Source organism: Okeania sp. SIO2C9, assembly GCF_010672455.1.
GTDB lineage: Bacteria > Cyanobacteriota > Cyanobacteriia > Cyanobacteriales > Microcoleaceae > Okeania.
This window is the reverse complement of sequence record NZ_JAAHGO010000020.1, coordinates 72,694-89,834: the sequence shown is the minus strand read 5'-3', so window position 1 is coordinate 89,834 and position 17,141 is coordinate 72,694. Positions and strand designations below refer to the sequence as shown.

Here is a 17,141-nt window from a genome sequence, read left to right as displayed (position 1 = left end):
CTTTTCTAGACCGGACTTGTTGGAGTGAGTTGGTTGATATACAGCAATCTTATTTGAGTTGTGAAATATTGTAGATTTTAGGGAATGAGAAACACCGAAGCAATAAAATTATTTTTTTCTTTTGGGTTTAATAACCTGCCTTCTACACAGTGTTTACAATTGTTTGGGGTTTGAGTACCCATCTACTTTTTCCTTTTTACTTTTTCCTTTTTTATTCTTGCTTCTTGCTTCTTCAACAAGGATGATTTACAGCGCTTTTCATATTGATCAACCACATCGTCATAATCACGCCCCCTGTAGGGATGTTCCATGGAACGTCTCTACTGTGGTCTACCGTGCAAGGAAAACCGCTGTAGGATTGCTATATATAGTCTTTTTCAGTTCAATGAGAGACAAAACTTAGAGTTTTAGGTAATAAAAATTTACTCCTCTACCTGCATGATATATTTCGATGAAACTTACTGTCAAAAAATGTACTGAGATTTTAGTCGAAAAAAGCTTATAGAATAAAGCTTTAAGATTGAATATAATTTGGTCTTTTATCTATATATTGAAATTACATAACAGCCAAATTATACTAGATTAATAAGATACTCGGTCATAAATAGATTCATTTTTTTATTTACGAAAAACTAATTAACCTGAATTCAGGATAAATTAAAAGCCTGATTCTATAGTTGCTAATTCTATCATCCGCTCAACATGATTATATAGTTTCAGATTATTCCAGGTTAAATAACTGCTCTTAATCCGAACTGACGTTAATTACACTTTTATTAGTAAAAGACACTTAAATGTAAATTTTGAGAAATTAATTCTAAGAGAAATAAACCTACTACAGAATTTCCTTGTTGATCTAGAGGAGGACTATAGCAAACAATTATTCCTGTACTAGGAACTACTCCCAAAACAATTCCACTTACACTAGACTTAATTGGAATTCCTATTTTTACAGCATAACAACTTGATGCTTCATACAAACCACAGGTAGTCATTAGCGCTTTAACTGCACAACAGTGTTTTTTCCACTTAGAGTAAGGATATTTTACTAACAACATTCCTAGATTAGCAAAATCAAAAATTGTGCCAGATAAACAACAGATTTGATTATAAGTATCTAGAGCAATTTTCGAGTCTTGAATATAACCCGCTTCTACCAATTTTGCAGCTATAACTTGATTATTATGATTAGGTAAAGACCCAACAGAAGCTAATATATTTGTATCTAAAAATAATTGACATTTTCCATACTTGTTAAGCCAAGAACAAAAATTTTCACAGCGCTCTTGAGCAGTATTTCCTGGTAGTAAAGATGATAAAGCGATCGCTCCACTATTAATCATTGGATTTCTTGGCCATCCACCATCAACTTCCAGTTGTTCTAAAGAATTGAAAGGCTTTTCTGAAGATTCTATTCCTACTCTTTTAAATACAAAATCACTGCCAAATTCACATAATAAGTACAAGAGTAAAAAAGGTTTAATTGCACTCATTAGAGGCAAATTTATGTCTACATGACCTAATGAGATAATCTGATTTTCAATACTTTGTAAAACTATGGCAAAATTCTTGGGGTTAACTTCAGCAAGTGAAGGAATATAAGTAGGCAAAGTACCTAATTTTGTTTGAGTTAATGCTGTTTCTATCCAGGCTGATAATTGTTGTTCGTCAATGGCTAACATTATAAAATTATTATCTAGTTTTATTATTGTTATCTTTTTATTTTGGGTGCATCTCAATATTTGTAAAAATACTTTTTTCTTATCTATTCCCTGTTGCCTGTTGCCTTTCAGAGCTGTTGCCTAAAAGCGATAATTTTTTGGCTTTATTCAAAATTGAGATGCACCCTTTATTTTGGGTTGAATTACCGAATAATTAAGGTTTAAAGCCTCTCCTTTAAAGAAAAAAAAAGAACAAAAATTCCTTTTATTCAATCCTCTCCTTGAAAATAAGAGGTAATTGTTAATTGTTAATTATCATTTTCTTTGTGGGTTTAATACCCCACCGTCAACGGGGGTGTTCAAAATTACTTGGGGTTAGAATCCCCATGTAATTTTCCTCCTGTCTCCTGTCTCCTGTCTCCTGTCTCCTTCTTCAATAATTGTTGAACCGCAGTCTACACCGTGTTTGCAATTGGTTGGGATTTGTAGACAGGAAGTGGCGTGTAGAAGACTATCCCTATACATTTTTTCCTTCTTGCTTCTTACTTCTTCCTTCTTACCGAATAATTAATAATTAATAATTGAATAATTCTGGTTTAAAGCCTCCCCTTTTAAGGGTAAAAAAGCGGTTGAGGGATGGCGAGGGGACCTCGCCATATCCAATCAACCAAGACAGCGGTCGATATTCGGAGCTTCCCCGTTGGGTGGGATGGATGGGTTTCCTAAGCATATCCAATCGCCCAAAAGAAGAAATAATATTTCCTTATGTTCAATTCCGTAACGGTTTTAACCAGAGGTAATTATCAATTATCCATTATCAATTAATGAATTCTTCCTTCTTCAATTAGAACAGAATTTAATTATAATAAGAGCTAAGTAAAAAAATATATATACCCGATGAAAAAGGTCATTGTTATTACAGGTATCAGCCGTGGTTTAGGTAGAGCTATGACCGATGAATTTATTAGATTAGGTCATACTATTATCGGTTGTGCTCGTTCTGCATCTGCTGTTGAAAAATTAACTACTAAATATGGTAATCCACATCAGTTTACTTCTGTGAATGTAGCAGATGAAAATTCTGTGCGAGAGTGGGTAACTAAAACATTAAGTAATTATTCACCGCCAGATTTATTAATAAATAATGCCGCTATAATTAATCAACCAGGGTCTGTTTGGGAAGTTGATAGTGAGGAATTTTCCCAATTAATTGATATTAATATTAAGGGTGTGGCAAATGTGATGCGTCATTTTCTCCCCGCTATGATTTCTAGAGAGAGCGGAATAATTGTTAATTTTAGTTCTGGGTGGGGACGTTCCACTTCTCCACAAGTTGGACCTTATTGTGCTTCAAAATGGGCAATTGAGGGTTTGACTCGTACTTTAGCCCAAGAATTACCATCAGGAATGGCCGCTATTCCTCTCAACCCTGGAGTTATTCATACTGATATGTTAGATATTTGTTTTGGGGAGGCAGCAAAGTCTTGTACTCCTGTGCAGTCTTGGGTAAAGAAAGCTGTTCCTTTTTTGTTGAAGTTGAAACCTAGTGATAATGGAATGCCTTTAACTGTTGCTTGCCAGAGCTGAAAAACATAGACTACCCTAGACAAATATCTAAGAAATGTCTATATTTTTGCGCCATTAATTTGTGTTATTATTACTTATGTCTGCTAAGACCAGAGGATTTTAGCAACTATTATGGAGTGTTTTGCACTCGACTTTTCATAAGGACAAAAACCCCAGAGGGAATCCTATACTCAATGTGTTTGAGCGGAACATTAACCTTCTTTGCCAGTAGACTTGTGGACAGGTGAGCCGTAAAATCGCTCTTAGTCACTGATGAAGGGCGTGTCTAGGATTGTCTAGATTTTTAGAAGGTGTGTCTTGAGTCTGATATTTCTAGAAAGTTACAAATTATTTGTGTACCTAGAATTGTCTTTACTTAGCAGCTTAGTTTTTTTTAAATTGGATTAAACATTTTTAATAGGTCAGGATCTGAATATTCTTTCTCTAAAGTACTATTTAATCTGACCCTTATTTACTATAGCGAAAATATCTAGGGGAAATTTAAGTTTTTTTCAGACTTTTAAGTCTTCTCCCTTCTTGCTTCTTTCCTCTTCCTTCTTAAATTAAATGCGGATGAAGGGACTTGAACCCCCACTTCCGAAGAAACTAGAACCTAAATCTAGCGCGTCTACCAATTCCGCCACATCCGCATAATTTCAATATAGCACACAAATCAGAAATTTTCACAATGACTGACAATTTTTTATCTTTATCTTTTGCAAGTTTAATACCCCACCGTCATTTCAATTATCAGTTATCAGTTATCAGTTATCAGTACCTCTTGCAATAAGGAGGTTTGACTTTAATTCTGACTTTTGACTTTTAACTTTTGACTTTAATTCTGACTTTTGACTTCCTCAATATAACTTTTTTTTCCCCTGCAAAATATAAGCCTTCATGTAACCTTTGCCCTTAATATCAATCAAACCCCGTTCTGCAAATAAAAATTTGTGCTGTAAAATCTCATAGGTCTGTTCTGTTATTTGGATAACACCTGGTATACCGTGAGACTCCATACGACTAGCAATATTCACAGTATCACCCCATAAATCGTATATAAATTTTTTACGTCCAATTACACCAGCAACGACTGGGCCAGTATTTATACCAATACGAATATTAAAGTCTTGTTTCTGTTCATCAGTAAAATAGGATACTTCCTCAAGCATATCTATAGCCATCAGAGCGATCGCCTCAGCATGATTTTCCATTGGGTTTGGCAACCCACCCACGACCATATAAGCATCTCCAATAGTTTTAATTTTCTCCAAACCATATTTTTCTGCCAATAAATCAAACCTGGAAAAAATCTCATTCAACCAATAAACTAATCTTTGAGGAGTGGCACGACCTGCTAATTCAGTAAACCCTACTAAATCTGCAAATAAAACTGTAACTTCTGCGAATCCTTCTGCAATTGTACTATCACCTTCTTTCAATCTATCAGCAATAGGTTTCGGCAGAATATTTAACAACAATTTTTCTGACTTTTCCTGTTCTAGGAGCAAAGCTGCTTCTGCTTTTTTACGCTCAGTTATATCACGACAAAGAGCCAATATTAATTTACCATTCCCTGCTTTTAATAAACCCAAACGTATCTCTACTGGAAAAGTTGTAGCATTTTTGCGACGATGAATTCCCTCTATAGTCATTGGTGTATCAGGAATTAAATTTTGCCACTTTTCATACATCTTTTCTGATAAAAAATTTACCTCAATATCTTCTATATATAAATTCAATAATTCTTCACGTTTATATCCCAAACTTTTACAGGTACTTTGATTAACATCAACAATTTTGCCATTCATTTCATAGATAATAAAAGCATCTGCAGCTTGTTCCATTACAGATCTAAATCTTTCCTCACTTTCCCGCAATGCTGCCTCTGCTAGTTTCCTTTCAGTAATATCTCTTAAGGCCGCTACTCTATTTTTATTACCACGATAAAAAAATATTTTAGCCTCTATTTCTAAAGGAAAAGTAGACTCATCCTTTCTTACTCCAACTACTTCATAAGGTTTTTCATATCCAGAAGCAATTTTTTCTAATACGAAATCCTGATATTCTGGGGTTATTAAATCAAAAGTATTCATTCCAATCATTTCTGATAATTCATATCTAAACATTTGGGCAGCAGCGATATTTATTTCTACAATTTTTCCTTGTTCCTGAATCATAATCCCTTCAAAGGTAGCTCTAGATAAACTCCGAAATCTTTGCTCATTTTCCTTGAGCTTTATTTCTGATTCCTTTCTATCTGTAATATCTCTAAAAGTTCCTGTGTAGAAAGTTTTTTGATTAAATTTTGCTTCTCTGAGTGCAATTTCCATGGGAAATAGGGAACCATCTGCACGGATACCAACTAATTCGTAAAGGTTCCCACTGTCAGCAATTTTAGATATCAGTAGTTCTATATAATAATGTTGTTGATCACTTTTTTTTTGTAGCTCCGACTCTGTTTGAATATCTACTAAATTTTCCTCTCGTAAATGCAAAAAGCTAGGAAAAAAAGATTGCCAATTTTCCGGTTGAATATCTTGCAAATCAAACACATAACAATAATTTTTAATTTCTAAACTTTGATAAAATATCAAATCTGGATTAATCCATAGTTTTAATTGTTCTGCAGTTAATTCTTCTACTTCAGTTAATAAATGTTCGGTATCCATTTTTTCCATAGTTAATGGATTAATAGTAAAGTCAAATATTTGATAAATAGACCTCCCTATTAAGTCTTGATTTTCATAGCCAAAAATTGCCGAGGCACTAGGATTTATACTAATAATCTCAAGCTCTGGCTTAGTAAAAGTAATAATTGCATCTGTTGCTACTTTGATAATGGCATCATTTCTCGCAGTAACTTCCTCCAAAATATCCATTACTTGATTGTAGCGATTGGCAATTTGACCTACTTCTGTAAAAGGTTCTACAGGCACTCGCAAACTTAAATCTTGTGTACGAGCTTGAGAATCCATTACTCTAAATAAATCTAATATTTCTGTTTTAGCCCGATGCTCTGAAACATTTAAACCGATATGTTCATCTGCTTGTGAAACTCGGAAAACATAAAGTTTATTTGTAATGAATAAAATTGGATATACCAAACAAAATCCTAATAGAAAAGCCGCAAAAATTCCTAATAACTGAACTGTCAATTGTTGGCTCAAACTAAGACCAGTACCTAAAACCTCTGCCTTCCCAAATAAAGCTACTGCTAAAGTTCCCCAAATACCTCCACCGAGGTGAACTGGAATAGCTCCAACAGCATCATCGACTCGAATTTTTTCTAAAGCTTGCTCTACCAACATAGTGACTATGGCAGCAATAACACCAATGAAAATGGCAGAAAAAGCTGTAACAGCATGACAAGCTGCTGTAATGCCAACTAAACCAGAAAGAGTACCATTAATTAGTAGTTCAACACTGGGTATTCTTCTGATATACCAACCTATACCAAGAGTAGTCAACATTCCTCCTACACTCGCAAGAACAGTATTCACAATAATGCCCGCTACCTGTCCATTTAATACCAGGGTGCTTCCACCATTAAACCCAAACCAACCAAACCAAATTAGCATTGCCCCCAAAACTGATAGGGGTAAATTAGAACCATGAATTTTTTCTGGTGGACGACCAGGAGGAAATCTGCCTGTTCGAGGACCAATGATTAATAAAGTCGCGAGAGAAACCCATCCACCAATGCTATGGACAACACTCGAACCTGCAAAGTCAACAAAACCACGTTGCCCAAGCCAACCTGTTAATAGACCAGTGTCAGCTCCATTCCAAACCCAATGACCAAATATGGGATAGACCAAACCTGAAACTAGGGAGGCGACAAATAGATAGGAGGCAAACTTCATGCGTTCAGCTACTGCACCAGAAACGATAGTCGTAGCTGTGCCACAAAACATTGCTTGAAATAAAAAGAAGGCTGCGTCAAAAGGTTGTAGATCGGTTGCCAGGAAAAATTTACTATGGCCAATTATTCCAGAAGATGAAGACCCAAACATGAAGGCAAATCCAAAACTCCAAAAGCAGGCAACTGAAATACCAAAATCAGTGAAGTTTTTAATAGCAACGTTAATGCTATTTTTTGACCTGGTGAGTCCTGACTCTAAACACATAAATCCAGGTTGCATGATAAATACTAACCCAGAGCAAAGTAATATCCACAAGATATCAATTATTTCATAGGTAGGTTGAGATGGGGAAGTTGATATATTTTTCAGTCTGGATTGATTTTTTCTAGGAATAACAGTTTGAGTATTATGGAAATTTTGGGCTTCTATAAACTGTAATTCTGGGGATTGATAAAAGTAAGAATTTTCTAAGTCTAAATTAGAAATTTGCTGTATTGTACCTTTTTTTATCTGATTGGATAATTGATGATTTTGTATATATTTATCTATTAGTGACCCATGTAAAATAGTTAATGCCAGGGTCAGCAAGAATAAAATAATCCCTAAAATGGATTTTCGATGCATGGCTTCGGGTCTTAGACTTTTATTTGGTTGGTTTTGAAGAGGAAGCCTTGGGGTTGATGGCTAGTAGCAAATATTTGAGGTTTGGCAAAACAAAATATTTTAAATCTATAAATATATAAATTTGTGGATAATTTTTCACTTGATTCAACTTAGTTATCAAGTAAATTACATCTTTAATGTTTAAGAAGAGGGAACTCTTGGTATGAGAGTTAGTTAGTTGGTAGAATTGCTGTTTTGCAGTATGGTTTATGATATTTTTATATCAGCCTATCATATTTTTAGCCTAAAATAGTATTTACATTTGAGAGCTGAAAATAAAATTAGATGTTTGACATAATAGAAAACAGAGGAATCTCATATGATTTGGAACAGAAAAAGTAAGTACCTGTGCCAAATTAATTTAATATTTGTAAGTAGGGAAAAGAAAACCAAATACAGTACTTTTCAAGTAAGTAATGTCCAAGGATAGAATAATAATATTCATTTATTAAAATCATAATTGGATAATCTGTAGATCATAAATCTGCAATATGTTGTTGTATTTTTGATGTAAAATTTAATTATTAGCTACTAATTATTTCAATACTCAAGTCCTCTCTAGGCACATACCTTAATTTTTTAAAATGTTGCTTTAGTAAATAGGATTTGGTATTAGTTGTAAATATACAAATCATTTTACCTACCTACTTAATAAATTCATATATAAAACAAAGCAATCAGCAATTTTTAGTTTTTCGCTGATTGCTTGATATAAAGTGGGCATATTGTTGATAAAATTATGGTTAGATAAGCAGTCTATTACAAGACAGTAAAAGTTTGAGTATTTTACTTCTCGCTGAAAGCTTCCCAAGTCTTTCGATCCACTATACCGCTAACCTTAATTCCTTTATATTTTTGAAATTCTTTAACTGCCCCTGTGGTTTTTCTTCCAAACACCCCATCAATTGGACCCGGATTAAAACCCATTGTTTCTAGACGAATTTGTAAGGTTTTAACTTTAGACCCCTTGTCTCCTTTTGCTAATATCTTTTCTATTTGGATGGGTGGGTTTTGCCTTGAGATTGATGGTTTTTCTCTTTGAGTGGGTTGACGAGAAGCAAATGAGGGTTTACCCAGAGATGTCCAAGTAGCTTGATTAACTATACCTGTTACACTTAAACCCACAGACTTTTGAAAAGCTTTTACTGCTTCTCTGGTGCGAGTACCAAACACACTATCTACAGCTCCAGGGTCGAAACCTCTAGCTTGCAAACGTCTTTGTACTGCCCAGACTTCTGCGCCTCGAGAACCCTGTGATATATTCTTTTGATTATTCTGTTTTTGAAGTGCACCTGAATAGAATGGTTTAGAGAATAATTCAGGTTGAGCAGGTTTACCTAAAAATCTGATATTTCCACCAATAAAGGGTATCCGAAAGTTGTGGTTTTTCTGTCTTTGCCACAGTTGAATTTTGTTAGTATCTTTGTCACCAGAAGTGGAAGTCTCTAAATTAGAATTGCTAGTTAAATCTTCTTCTTTTTCTGTTACTAAAGATTCTGTTTTCTTGGAAGCAACAGCTTTGCCTTGAGTAAAAGTAAACAGGGCTACTAAACTTAATAGAGCAGTAATAGTAGGGATACGCATAATAATATTATTGTGATGATTACTTAGTTTTGGTTTGAAAATCATGGTCTATCTTCAATAACTTTGCTGATGTTTGCAGTTCTAGTTTTAGCTGAAATTTAGCGGGACTAAAAATTTAATCATAACTGTATAATTAATATTAACATCTTTGTAGAAGGTAGAAGGTAGAAGGTAGAAGGTAGAAGGAGTTTAGTTATCTACCAAAGAAGGAAAAATCTGGCGTTGTCTGAGTTTTAAGCTTTTGATATGTAAAATACAGTAAGAGCTGATTTATAAAGTAAATATTAAGAGGCTGAATTTCTGGCAATACAAGGGTTTTGGGAGTTATAGTCCAATAATGCCTAAATGCCTGAGAGTTAGATTAAATAAGGGTTTTAGCGCGAGTTAAAAATCAGCTCTAATGGCGACTGCTATAAGAGCAAAAATTCTTCTTTGTATATTTTTTTGACTGAAAATTTTGGTTTAAAGCCTTCCTTTTTAACTTCCCTGGCGGGAAGTCCCGCGCTCTCCCGCACCTTTAGCGTCGTATGGTCAAGCCAGGGCCAAGATTCGGATACCTTCATAAGCTAAACGTTCATATGCCCTTGACAAGCTAGGTACATTTTGTTATTGTAAGGTCCAACACAGGGGGAGGACATCACCTCTGTCTAAACAGCGGTCAGGGTTTCCCAGACTGAAGAATCCCGCGTTGTCCCGTAAGGGCAACGTCGGGAGTATGTCAAGAGCTATCCCTTACCCATAAGTCTTGAAACCCTTGTGGGACCCACCCCTAAGCCCTCCCAGGAGGGGAAGGGGAGCAGGGAGCAGGGGAGAAAGGAGAAAAAATCATAGTAGCTAAGTAAAACTACTGAAGTTGTCAAAAAAAAGTATTTTTCCATACATTTTTTCTCCCGAGAAAGCCGAGCCAAGACTTACTCATAACTCGTCTATTTTGTCAAGCTTTATGTTAAGAAAGATGTGGGTAATGGATAGTTTTAAGAGGATAAAAAGCGGTCGTTTTGCTAGCGCACAACTACGTTAACGGCTATCTGGGTAGCATTCCGTAGGAAAAAGCGGAGCTTCCCATAGGGTGGGATGACGAGGAAACCTGCGCCATATCCAATCGACCAATAGAAAGAAAATTCTGCATCTTCTCGCCTCCCTATTGTAGGAAGTACTGAAGTCCGCAGTTTCTCCGGAGGAGGCTAACTGATAACTGATAAGTGTTAACTGAATTGACCGGATTTAATTAGGGTTTGCTGAATAAGTCTTTTGGTAAGAGTAGGAGTCAGGAGAACCGAGTCAGAAGTCAGGAGTTAAGGGAATTACAGAGGAGGTAGGAGGAATAATTGTTCCTCTATCTTTCTGTGCTTGTCTGCCCAAAATCCTAGCTTTTTGGTCGCTAAAGCTGAAAAAGTTGCACTTTTTTTCGCTCCAAAAAAGCTAAAACCTTTATCTATCAGTGCTTTTAGATTTAATCAGCAAGCCCTAATTATTTTCATTTACTTGAATTAATCCGATCACCCGGATAGTTATTCAACAATTAATAATTAATAATTAATTATTAATTATTAATTATTAATTATTACCTCTCCTTGAAAAGAAGAGAATTGACTAATCATGAAAAAATTTTCTTCTCTTGGTCGATTGGATATGGCGCAGATTTCCTCGCCATCCCACCCTTCGGGAAGCTACGAAGATCGACCGCTGTTTCTCCTTATAGAGCGACAGCTCGCGGTGCCGCACGCAGCCAAGGAGAGGCTTTAAACCTTAATTATTCGGTAAGCATTTCCTAGGTCATGCTGCACAAACAGCCCTCAGCTAGCCTCTTATAGTCGTAACTGCGGACTTCAGCTAGTCTCCTGCGGAGGAACTGCGGACTTCAGCTATTGCTTTTAGTTTTAGATAAAAGCTTTACTAATTGAGGCAGAATTTATACTTACTACCAAAGTCGGCTTTAAAGTCTATATTCATTTAAACCCTCTTATGAGAGCTGACAGCTAATAGCTGAATGCTTACGATAGTTAGAATCAAAATATAAATCTGAAGCTTTGCTACTGTGGTTAAACAATGACCCAGGGATTAAGTGAAAGGCAATACAATGATGACAATAAATATAGCAATTTTATTTAAGTCGTAAGATATCGTAGACTTTGAACAAACAAGGAATAGTATCAGTTTTCATTCCAGTTATTTAGTACGGGGATTTAAGCTTCTCGAATTTTTTCGGTAAGCTACTTTAGCATTTATTTTTTGAATTTGGTACAAGTATAACAATCGAAGGAAAGGTTAACACAGAGCAAAATCTTAAAGCTTAGACAACGCAAAATTTTTCCATCTTCCATCTTCCTTCTGGGAAGGAATTAAATTTGGAGAATAATGAAAACAAGGAACTGTAGAAAGTATTTCGATTATTTCCAAAATAATTTTAACTTCAATTCCTTGTTTTAAATTTGCTTTCCCTCAAGCAACAAGAGCTAATTTAACAGAATATATATCACTATACTTATTTTGAATGTAACGAATAAATGGGTCAATACTTAAAGGTTTACCTGTTACTCTATCAATTAGTTCATTCGCATTATATTTGCGACCATGTTGATAAATATTATGCTTTAACCATTGATGTAAAAGAGTAAAATTACCCCGTTCAATAGCAACAGTAAATTCTGGATTAGATTTCACTGCAGTTTCATAAACTTGAGCCGCAATTAAATTACCTAAAGTATAACCTTGAAACATTCCGCCAATCATTTCACCATACCAATGCACATCTTGCATTACTCCCTCACTATCATTAGTGGGAACTATACCTAAATCTTTTTTATAGCAATCATTCCAGGCTTCGGGAAGGTCACAAACAGCTAACTTCCCTTCTAACATGGCCAACTCTAGATCGAATCGAATCATTACATGGAGATTGTAGGTTACTTCGTCAGCATCAGTACGAATGGGTGACTTAGCAACCTTATTAACTGCCCGATAAAATTCTGAAATAGAAACACAACTAAGTTGTTTAAGAAAAATACCCTGTAGTTGGGGATAAAAACATTCCCAAAAGCCTCGACTACGACCCACCATATTTTCCCATAATCGGGATTGACTTTCATGGATACCGCTTGAGGTTCCTTCAGCAAGGGGCGTTCCCTCTAATTCTAGGGCAATACCTTGCTCATAGAGAGCATGGCCTACTTCGTGGACTGTACTGAATAGAGCTTCGGTACAGTTATCTTCATACACACGAGTGGTAATACGAACATCCCCAATTGAAAAGCTAGAAGTAAAGGGGTGGGGCGTTTCGTCTTGTCGGCCTCGTTGAAAGTCGAACCCAATACGCTCTATAACAGTACGTCCAAACTTGAGTTGTTGCTCTTTTGAGTAATATTGGTGGAGATAAAAATTATCAACAGGTGGGCTGGAGGTAATGGCTTCAACTATGGGTAATAATTTTTGGCGCAGCTGGCTAAATAGAGGACAAAGAATGGAGACTGTCATGCCTTCATCTACAAAGTCAATCAGAGGATCGGCAATATGTTTGTGGGGAAAAAAGGAGGCTAGTTCCCGACTTAGGTCTAATGTTTTTTCTAAATATGGTTGTACTAGAGAAAAGTTTTTGAGAGATTTGGCTTTGACCCATGCTTCGTAGGCGGTAGCTTGATGTTGGCACAATTTGGCCATGAATTCTGAAGGGACTCGGATGGCGCGCTCGTAGTCTCGGCGAGTAACACGGATCAGGCTAGCTTCGGTGGAGTCGTAGGGGAGGCTTTGTTCGTAAGGGCGGAGGTCTTCGAGGAGTTGACCTATGGATGGGTCGGTAAATTTTTCATGGGCAAGTTCTTTGAGAGTGGCTATTTGTCGTCCTCTGGCAGAAGTGCCTCCGGTGGGCATATAGGTGGTTTGGTCCCAGTTTAGTATGGAGACAGCGGCTTCTAGGTCTCGTATTTGGATGAGACTGTTTTTGAGTTCTAGATATTTTGGTTCACAAGGACTGAGGGTTGACATGATGACTAGATGATATTAATATTGTAGACTTATTTAATGTTTTTACTTATTCGGTGGGGTATTATATATTAGCCAATCATCAGGAGTCTTCTAGTTAATTCTAATTAAGTATACGCAAGTTTTTCACAAAAAGTTGGGTCTAAAGCCTCCGTGATGCTCTTCACGGAGGTCAGAAGTCATAATTCATAAGTCAGAAGTTCAGTAGGGTGTGTGAGCGCGAGGGTAACGCACAATACCACAGAAGGCGGTGGGTCATTTCAGTTCAGTAGCGTAACGCACAATCCCACAGAAGGCGGTGGGTCATTTCAGTTCAGTAGGGTGTATTAGTGCGGGGGTAACGTACAATCCCACAGAAGGCGGTGGGTCATTTCAGTTATCAGTTAGCCTCCTAACTGAGGAACTGCGGACTTCAGTAACTCTGCAATCAGGAGGTTTGACATCAGGAATATTCTCTTTTTTTATCCCCTTAAAAGGGGAGACTTTAGACCACAATTTTTTGGTAAAGTTTTTATAGTGCTGTGCGCAAGCAACAGGTAACAGCTCCGGAAGGCAATAGAGGGAATAAATTGCCGATAATATAAGACTTTTAGCTATTGGACACCTCCTGGAATTTGTAAATGTGCCAGCGCACATTGCTATATCTGAGAATTTTCTAATAATTTTTCTGCATCTGCTAATAGTTTATTTCCCCACAGTTCTTTTTTGGGTAGTCCTGCATGGTAATGGTGAAGAGATATATTTTTTAATTTCTCCCATACTCCCCATCCCCCCATCTCCCCAAATTTCCCTCCTGGGAGGGGTTAGGGGTGGGTCCCCATCTCCCCACACTCTCTCTAGCATTACTATGCACCACCACCCTTTTTTGAGGCGTTGCAGGTTTCCCCAACTTTTAGTAGGTTTGGTTGAGGTATGATATTCGGAACTTATCCGCAGCACAGAATATGTAGATAGAATTTTGTGTTGAGTTGCACTGTGGTTTAACCCAACCTACGACTACTTTTTCCTTCTTCAACAGGTAATATTGATGGTTTATTGTTGAGTTTTTGTTGCGGAATTATCTTTTTTTTTTGAGTTTAATTCCCCGCCGTCTACAGGGTGTTTATAATTGGTTGGGGTTTGAGTTCCCATCCATTTTTTCTTCTTGCTTCTTTCTTGTTGCTTCTTTCTTCTTCAACTGTCTGAGAGAGTAATATTTTTATCTGAGGATTTTCTAATAATTTTTCTGCATCTGTTAATAGTTTATCGCTCCAATTTTCTTTTTTGAGCCGTTGCAGGTTTCCCCAACTTTTGTCTAATTTAATTAGGTTTTTGTTTGGTGACTAGATGCACTTTACCTATGATTTTTCTTTGACTCAGCTTCTTAAACCTATAATTCTCAAAACTTTAGTAAAAATTTCTTTCAATTTATACCACCCTATTTGAGTGAGAATATTTTTTATGTTTTGACTATACATTTTTTCAACAAAATCAGGGTTTATTTCATAGGCTTTTATTATGCTGGCATAACCTTCTTTAACACGGCGCAGTTTCATCAACGCACTAGCTTTTAAATACCATGCTTGATAATAGTCTGGTTTAATTTCTAGAGCTTTTTCATAAGCAGCAACTGCCTGTTCATATCTTTCTAAATTTCTCAGTGCATCGCCTTTATTATTCCAAGCACAATGAGAGTCTGGTTGAATTTCTAGGGCTTTTTCATAAGTAGCCAGCGCCTGTTCATATCTTTCTAAATTTCTCAGTGCATTGCCTTTACGACACCAAGCACAATGGTAGTCTGGTTGAATTTCTAGAGCTTTTTCATAAGCAGCAACTGCCTGTTCATATCTTTCTAAATTTCCCAGTGCATCGCCTTTATTATCCCAGGCATAATAATAGTCTGGTTTAATTTCTAGAGCTTTTTCATAAGCAGCAACTGCCTGTTCATATCTTTCTAAATTTCCCAGTGCATTGCCTTTACCAGACCAAGCATAATAATAGTCTGGTCGAATTTCTAAGGCTTTATCATAAGCAGCAACTGCCTGTTCATATCTTTCTAAATTTCTCAGTGCATCGCCTTTATTATCCCAGGCATAATAATAGTCTGGTTTAATTTCTAGAGCTTTATCATAAGCAACAACTGCCTCCTCATATCTTTCTAATTTTCTCAGTGCATTACCTTTACCATTCCAAGCAGAATGATAATCTGGTTGAATTTCTAAAGCTTGATCATAAGCAGCAACTGCCTGCTCATATCTTTCTAATTTTCTCAGTGCATTACCTTTATTATTCCAAGCATAATGATAGTTTGGTTGAATTTCTAGAGCTTTTTCACAAGCATAAATTGCCTGTTCATATCTTTCTAAATAAAACAATGCACCGCCTTTATTATTCCAAGCATAATGAAAGTCTGGTTGAATTTATAGAGCTTTTTCACAAGCAGCAACTGCCTGTTCATATCTTTCTAATTTTCTCAGTGCATTACCTTTATTATTCCAAGCATAATGAAAGTCTGGTTGAATTTCTAGAGCTTTTTCATAAGCAGCAACTGCCTGTTCATATTTTTCTAATTCTCCCAGTGCAATGCCTTTATTATTCCAAGCATAATAATAGTCTGGTTGAATTTCTAGAGCTTTTTCATAAGCAGCAACTGCCTGTTCATATCTTTCTAAATTTTTTAATGCAACGCCTTTATTTTCCCAAGCATAATGATAATCTGGTTGAATTTATAGAGCTTTATCATAAGCAGCTAATGCCTGTTCATATTTTTCTACAAATTCTAATGCAACGCCTTTATTTTCCCAAGCATAATGATAATCTGGCTTAATCTCTAGAGCTTTATCATAAGCTGCCAGTGCTTGTTCATATCTTTCTAAATTTCTCAGTGCATTACCTTTATTATTCCAAGCTTCATAATTGTTGGCTTGAATTTTTAATGCTTCATCACAAGCTAATATTGCTTCTTCATTGTGCTGAAACTTTCTATCCAAAAAAGCCTTCCTAACTAACAAACTAGCTTTTTGTTCAATAGGAAGTCTCTCATCATCAACCAAACTTTTAATTCTCAACCATTCATACTTACGTTGTTGCCGAGTAAGCTCTATATAATCATCTAATTCTTTTGCACAAACATCTAAAGATTCCTGTCGTAAATATTCCTCATTTATAGGAAAAAGAAATAACCCAGAACGCCAATCAAAAAAATCTGGGGCAAGTTTAATCAAGTAATCTACAGCAAACCTTGGTAACAGAAACACAAAGCAAATATCAAAATCATCCCTAAATCTTTCTCGCTGCTGATTCAAATTAATCAAAACAGGAGGCACTCCCCTTCTACTAATAGAAATAATCTCATTACTATCCCAACCCTTTTCTTTCATTTCCTCCTCATATTGATACAGAGAATATTCCAAACCAGTCACAAATAAAACATCAATCTCTGCAAAATTTGGCAAATCTTTTACCAGAGCATAAAAATTATAAGTAGTCTTATCCAAACGCAAAACTTCTACCCTTTCTTGGGGAATATCCTGCCGAATTTTTTCAATAATTTCCGTTCCCTGTGGAGGCGAACATTCTACAAACAATAAACCAAAACCTTCAATAAACCCGACAACATTCAATAGGTCTTGATATTCCTCTGCAAAAGTTGACTGTATATCCTCTTCCCAAACAACTTTTTCTCCTTTCATTGCAGCAACTCCTTATAGTAGTTTTCATTAACATAAAATATAGAGATTTTGGCTTAAAAGCAGAAGACAGAAGTTTTGTAATCTACTTTTGTAAAAACCGCTATAAATTCGATAAATCCTGTGATGAAAAATGCTCTGGTGGGTAAAAATTAATT

General features: G+C 36.0%; 10 protein-coding genes and 1 tRNA gene. 1 reads left to right on the top strand and 10 read right to left on the bottom strand.

Annotated elements, in window-relative coordinates; all coding sequences use genetic code 11:
* Window positions 1-776: 776 nt before the first annotated feature.
* On the bottom strand, window positions 777-1,682 hold the full coding sequence (locus F6K23_RS17710) for a glutaminase (RefSeq protein ID WP_293158199.1): 906 nt from the start codon (window positions 1,680-1,682) through the stop codon (window positions 777-779).
* An 876-nt stretch (window positions 1,683-2,558) separates the two neighbouring features.
* Between F6K23_RS17710 and F6K23_RS17705 the strand changes: the two genes are divergently transcribed.
* Entirely contained in the window at window positions 2,559-3,248 is a 690-nt protein-coding gene (locus tag F6K23_RS17705; RefSeq protein WP_293158196.1) for an SDR family oxidoreductase, read from the top strand.
* Between the two features lie 547 nt (window positions 3,249-3,795).
* Here the strand turns inward: F6K23_RS17705 and F6K23_RS17700 are convergent.
* The 9 genes from F6K23_RS17700 to F6K23_RS17665 form a co-directional block, all read right to left on the bottom strand.
* Window positions 3,796-3,877, bottom strand: a tRNA-Leu gene (locus tag F6K23_RS17700).
* Between the two features lie 207 nt (window positions 3,878-4,084).
* On the bottom strand, window positions 4,085-7,714 hold the full coding sequence (gene amt / locus F6K23_RS17695) for an ammonium transporter (protein WP_293158194.1): 3,630 nt from the start codon (window positions 7,712-7,714) through the stop codon (window positions 4,085-4,087).
* Window positions 7,715-8,539: 825 nt separating this feature from the next.
* Window positions 8,540-9,382, bottom strand: coding sequence for a peptidoglycan-binding protein (locus tag F6K23_RS17690; protein WP_293158191.1), 843 nt, complete (start codon window positions 9,380-9,382; stop codon window positions 8,540-8,542).
* Window positions 9,383-11,779: 2,397 nt separating this feature from the next.
* Complete coding sequence (locus F6K23_RS17685) at window positions 11,780-13,318, bottom strand: carboxypeptidase M32 (RefSeq protein WP_293158188.1); 1,539 nt, start codon at window positions 13,316-13,318, stop codon at window positions 11,780-11,782.
* Window positions 13,319-13,953: 635 nt separating this feature from the next.
* Entirely contained in the window at window positions 13,954-14,091 is a 138-nt protein-coding gene (locus F6K23_RS17680) for a hypothetical protein (protein ID WP_293158184.1), read from the bottom strand.
* Window positions 14,061-14,204, bottom strand: coding sequence for a hypothetical protein (locus tag F6K23_RS17675; RefSeq protein WP_293158181.1), 144 nt, complete (start codon window positions 14,202-14,204; stop codon window positions 14,061-14,063). The genes F6K23_RS17680 and F6K23_RS17675 overlap by 31 nt, the downstream gene beginning before the upstream one ends.
* A gap of 466 nt (window positions 14,205-14,670) precedes the next feature.
* Window positions 14,671-15,714 (bottom strand): tetratricopeptide repeat protein, encoded by a 1,044-nt coding sequence (locus tag F6K23_RS17670; RefSeq protein ID WP_293158310.1) that lies wholly within the window; start codon window positions 15,712-15,714, stop codon window positions 14,671-14,673.
* Window positions 15,715-16,020 (bottom strand): tetratricopeptide repeat protein, encoded by a 306-nt coding sequence (locus F6K23_RS41895; RefSeq protein ID WP_367267739.1) that lies wholly within the window; start codon window positions 16,018-16,020, stop codon window positions 15,715-15,717. It lies immediately after the preceding gene.
* Window positions 16,021-16,986 (bottom strand): tetratricopeptide repeat protein, encoded by a 966-nt coding sequence (locus tag F6K23_RS17665; RefSeq protein ID WP_293158178.1) that lies wholly within the window; start codon window positions 16,984-16,986, stop codon window positions 16,021-16,023.
* Window positions 16,987-17,141 lie beyond the last annotated feature (155 nt).

Coding starts and splice junctions, on each gene's coding strand:
- F6K23_RS17685 (WP_293158188.1), bottom strand. CDS start 13,318: ATGTCAACCCTCAGTCCTTGTGAACCAAAATATCTAGAACTCAAAAAC.
- F6K23_RS17680 (WP_293158184.1), bottom strand. CDS start 14,091: ATGGGGGGATGGGGAGTATGGGAGAAATTAAAAAATATATCTCTTCAC.
- F6K23_RS17690 (WP_293158191.1), bottom strand. CDS start 9,382: ATGATTTTCAAACCAAAACTAAGTAATCATCACAATAATATTATTATG.
- F6K23_RS17665 (WP_293158178.1), bottom strand. CDS start 16,986: ATGAAAGGAGAAAAAGTTGTTTGGGAAGAGGATATACAGTCAACTTTT.
- amt (WP_293158194.1), bottom strand. CDS start 7,714: ATGCATCGAAAATCCATTTTAGGGATTATTTTATTCTTGCTGACCCTG.
- F6K23_RS17705 (WP_293158196.1), top strand. CDS start 2,559: ATGAAAAAGGTCATTGTTATTACAGGTATCAGCCGTGGTTTAGGTAGA.
- F6K23_RS17710 (WP_293158199.1), bottom strand. CDS start 1,682: ATGTTAGCCATTGACGAACAACAATTATCAGCCTGGATAGAAACAGCA.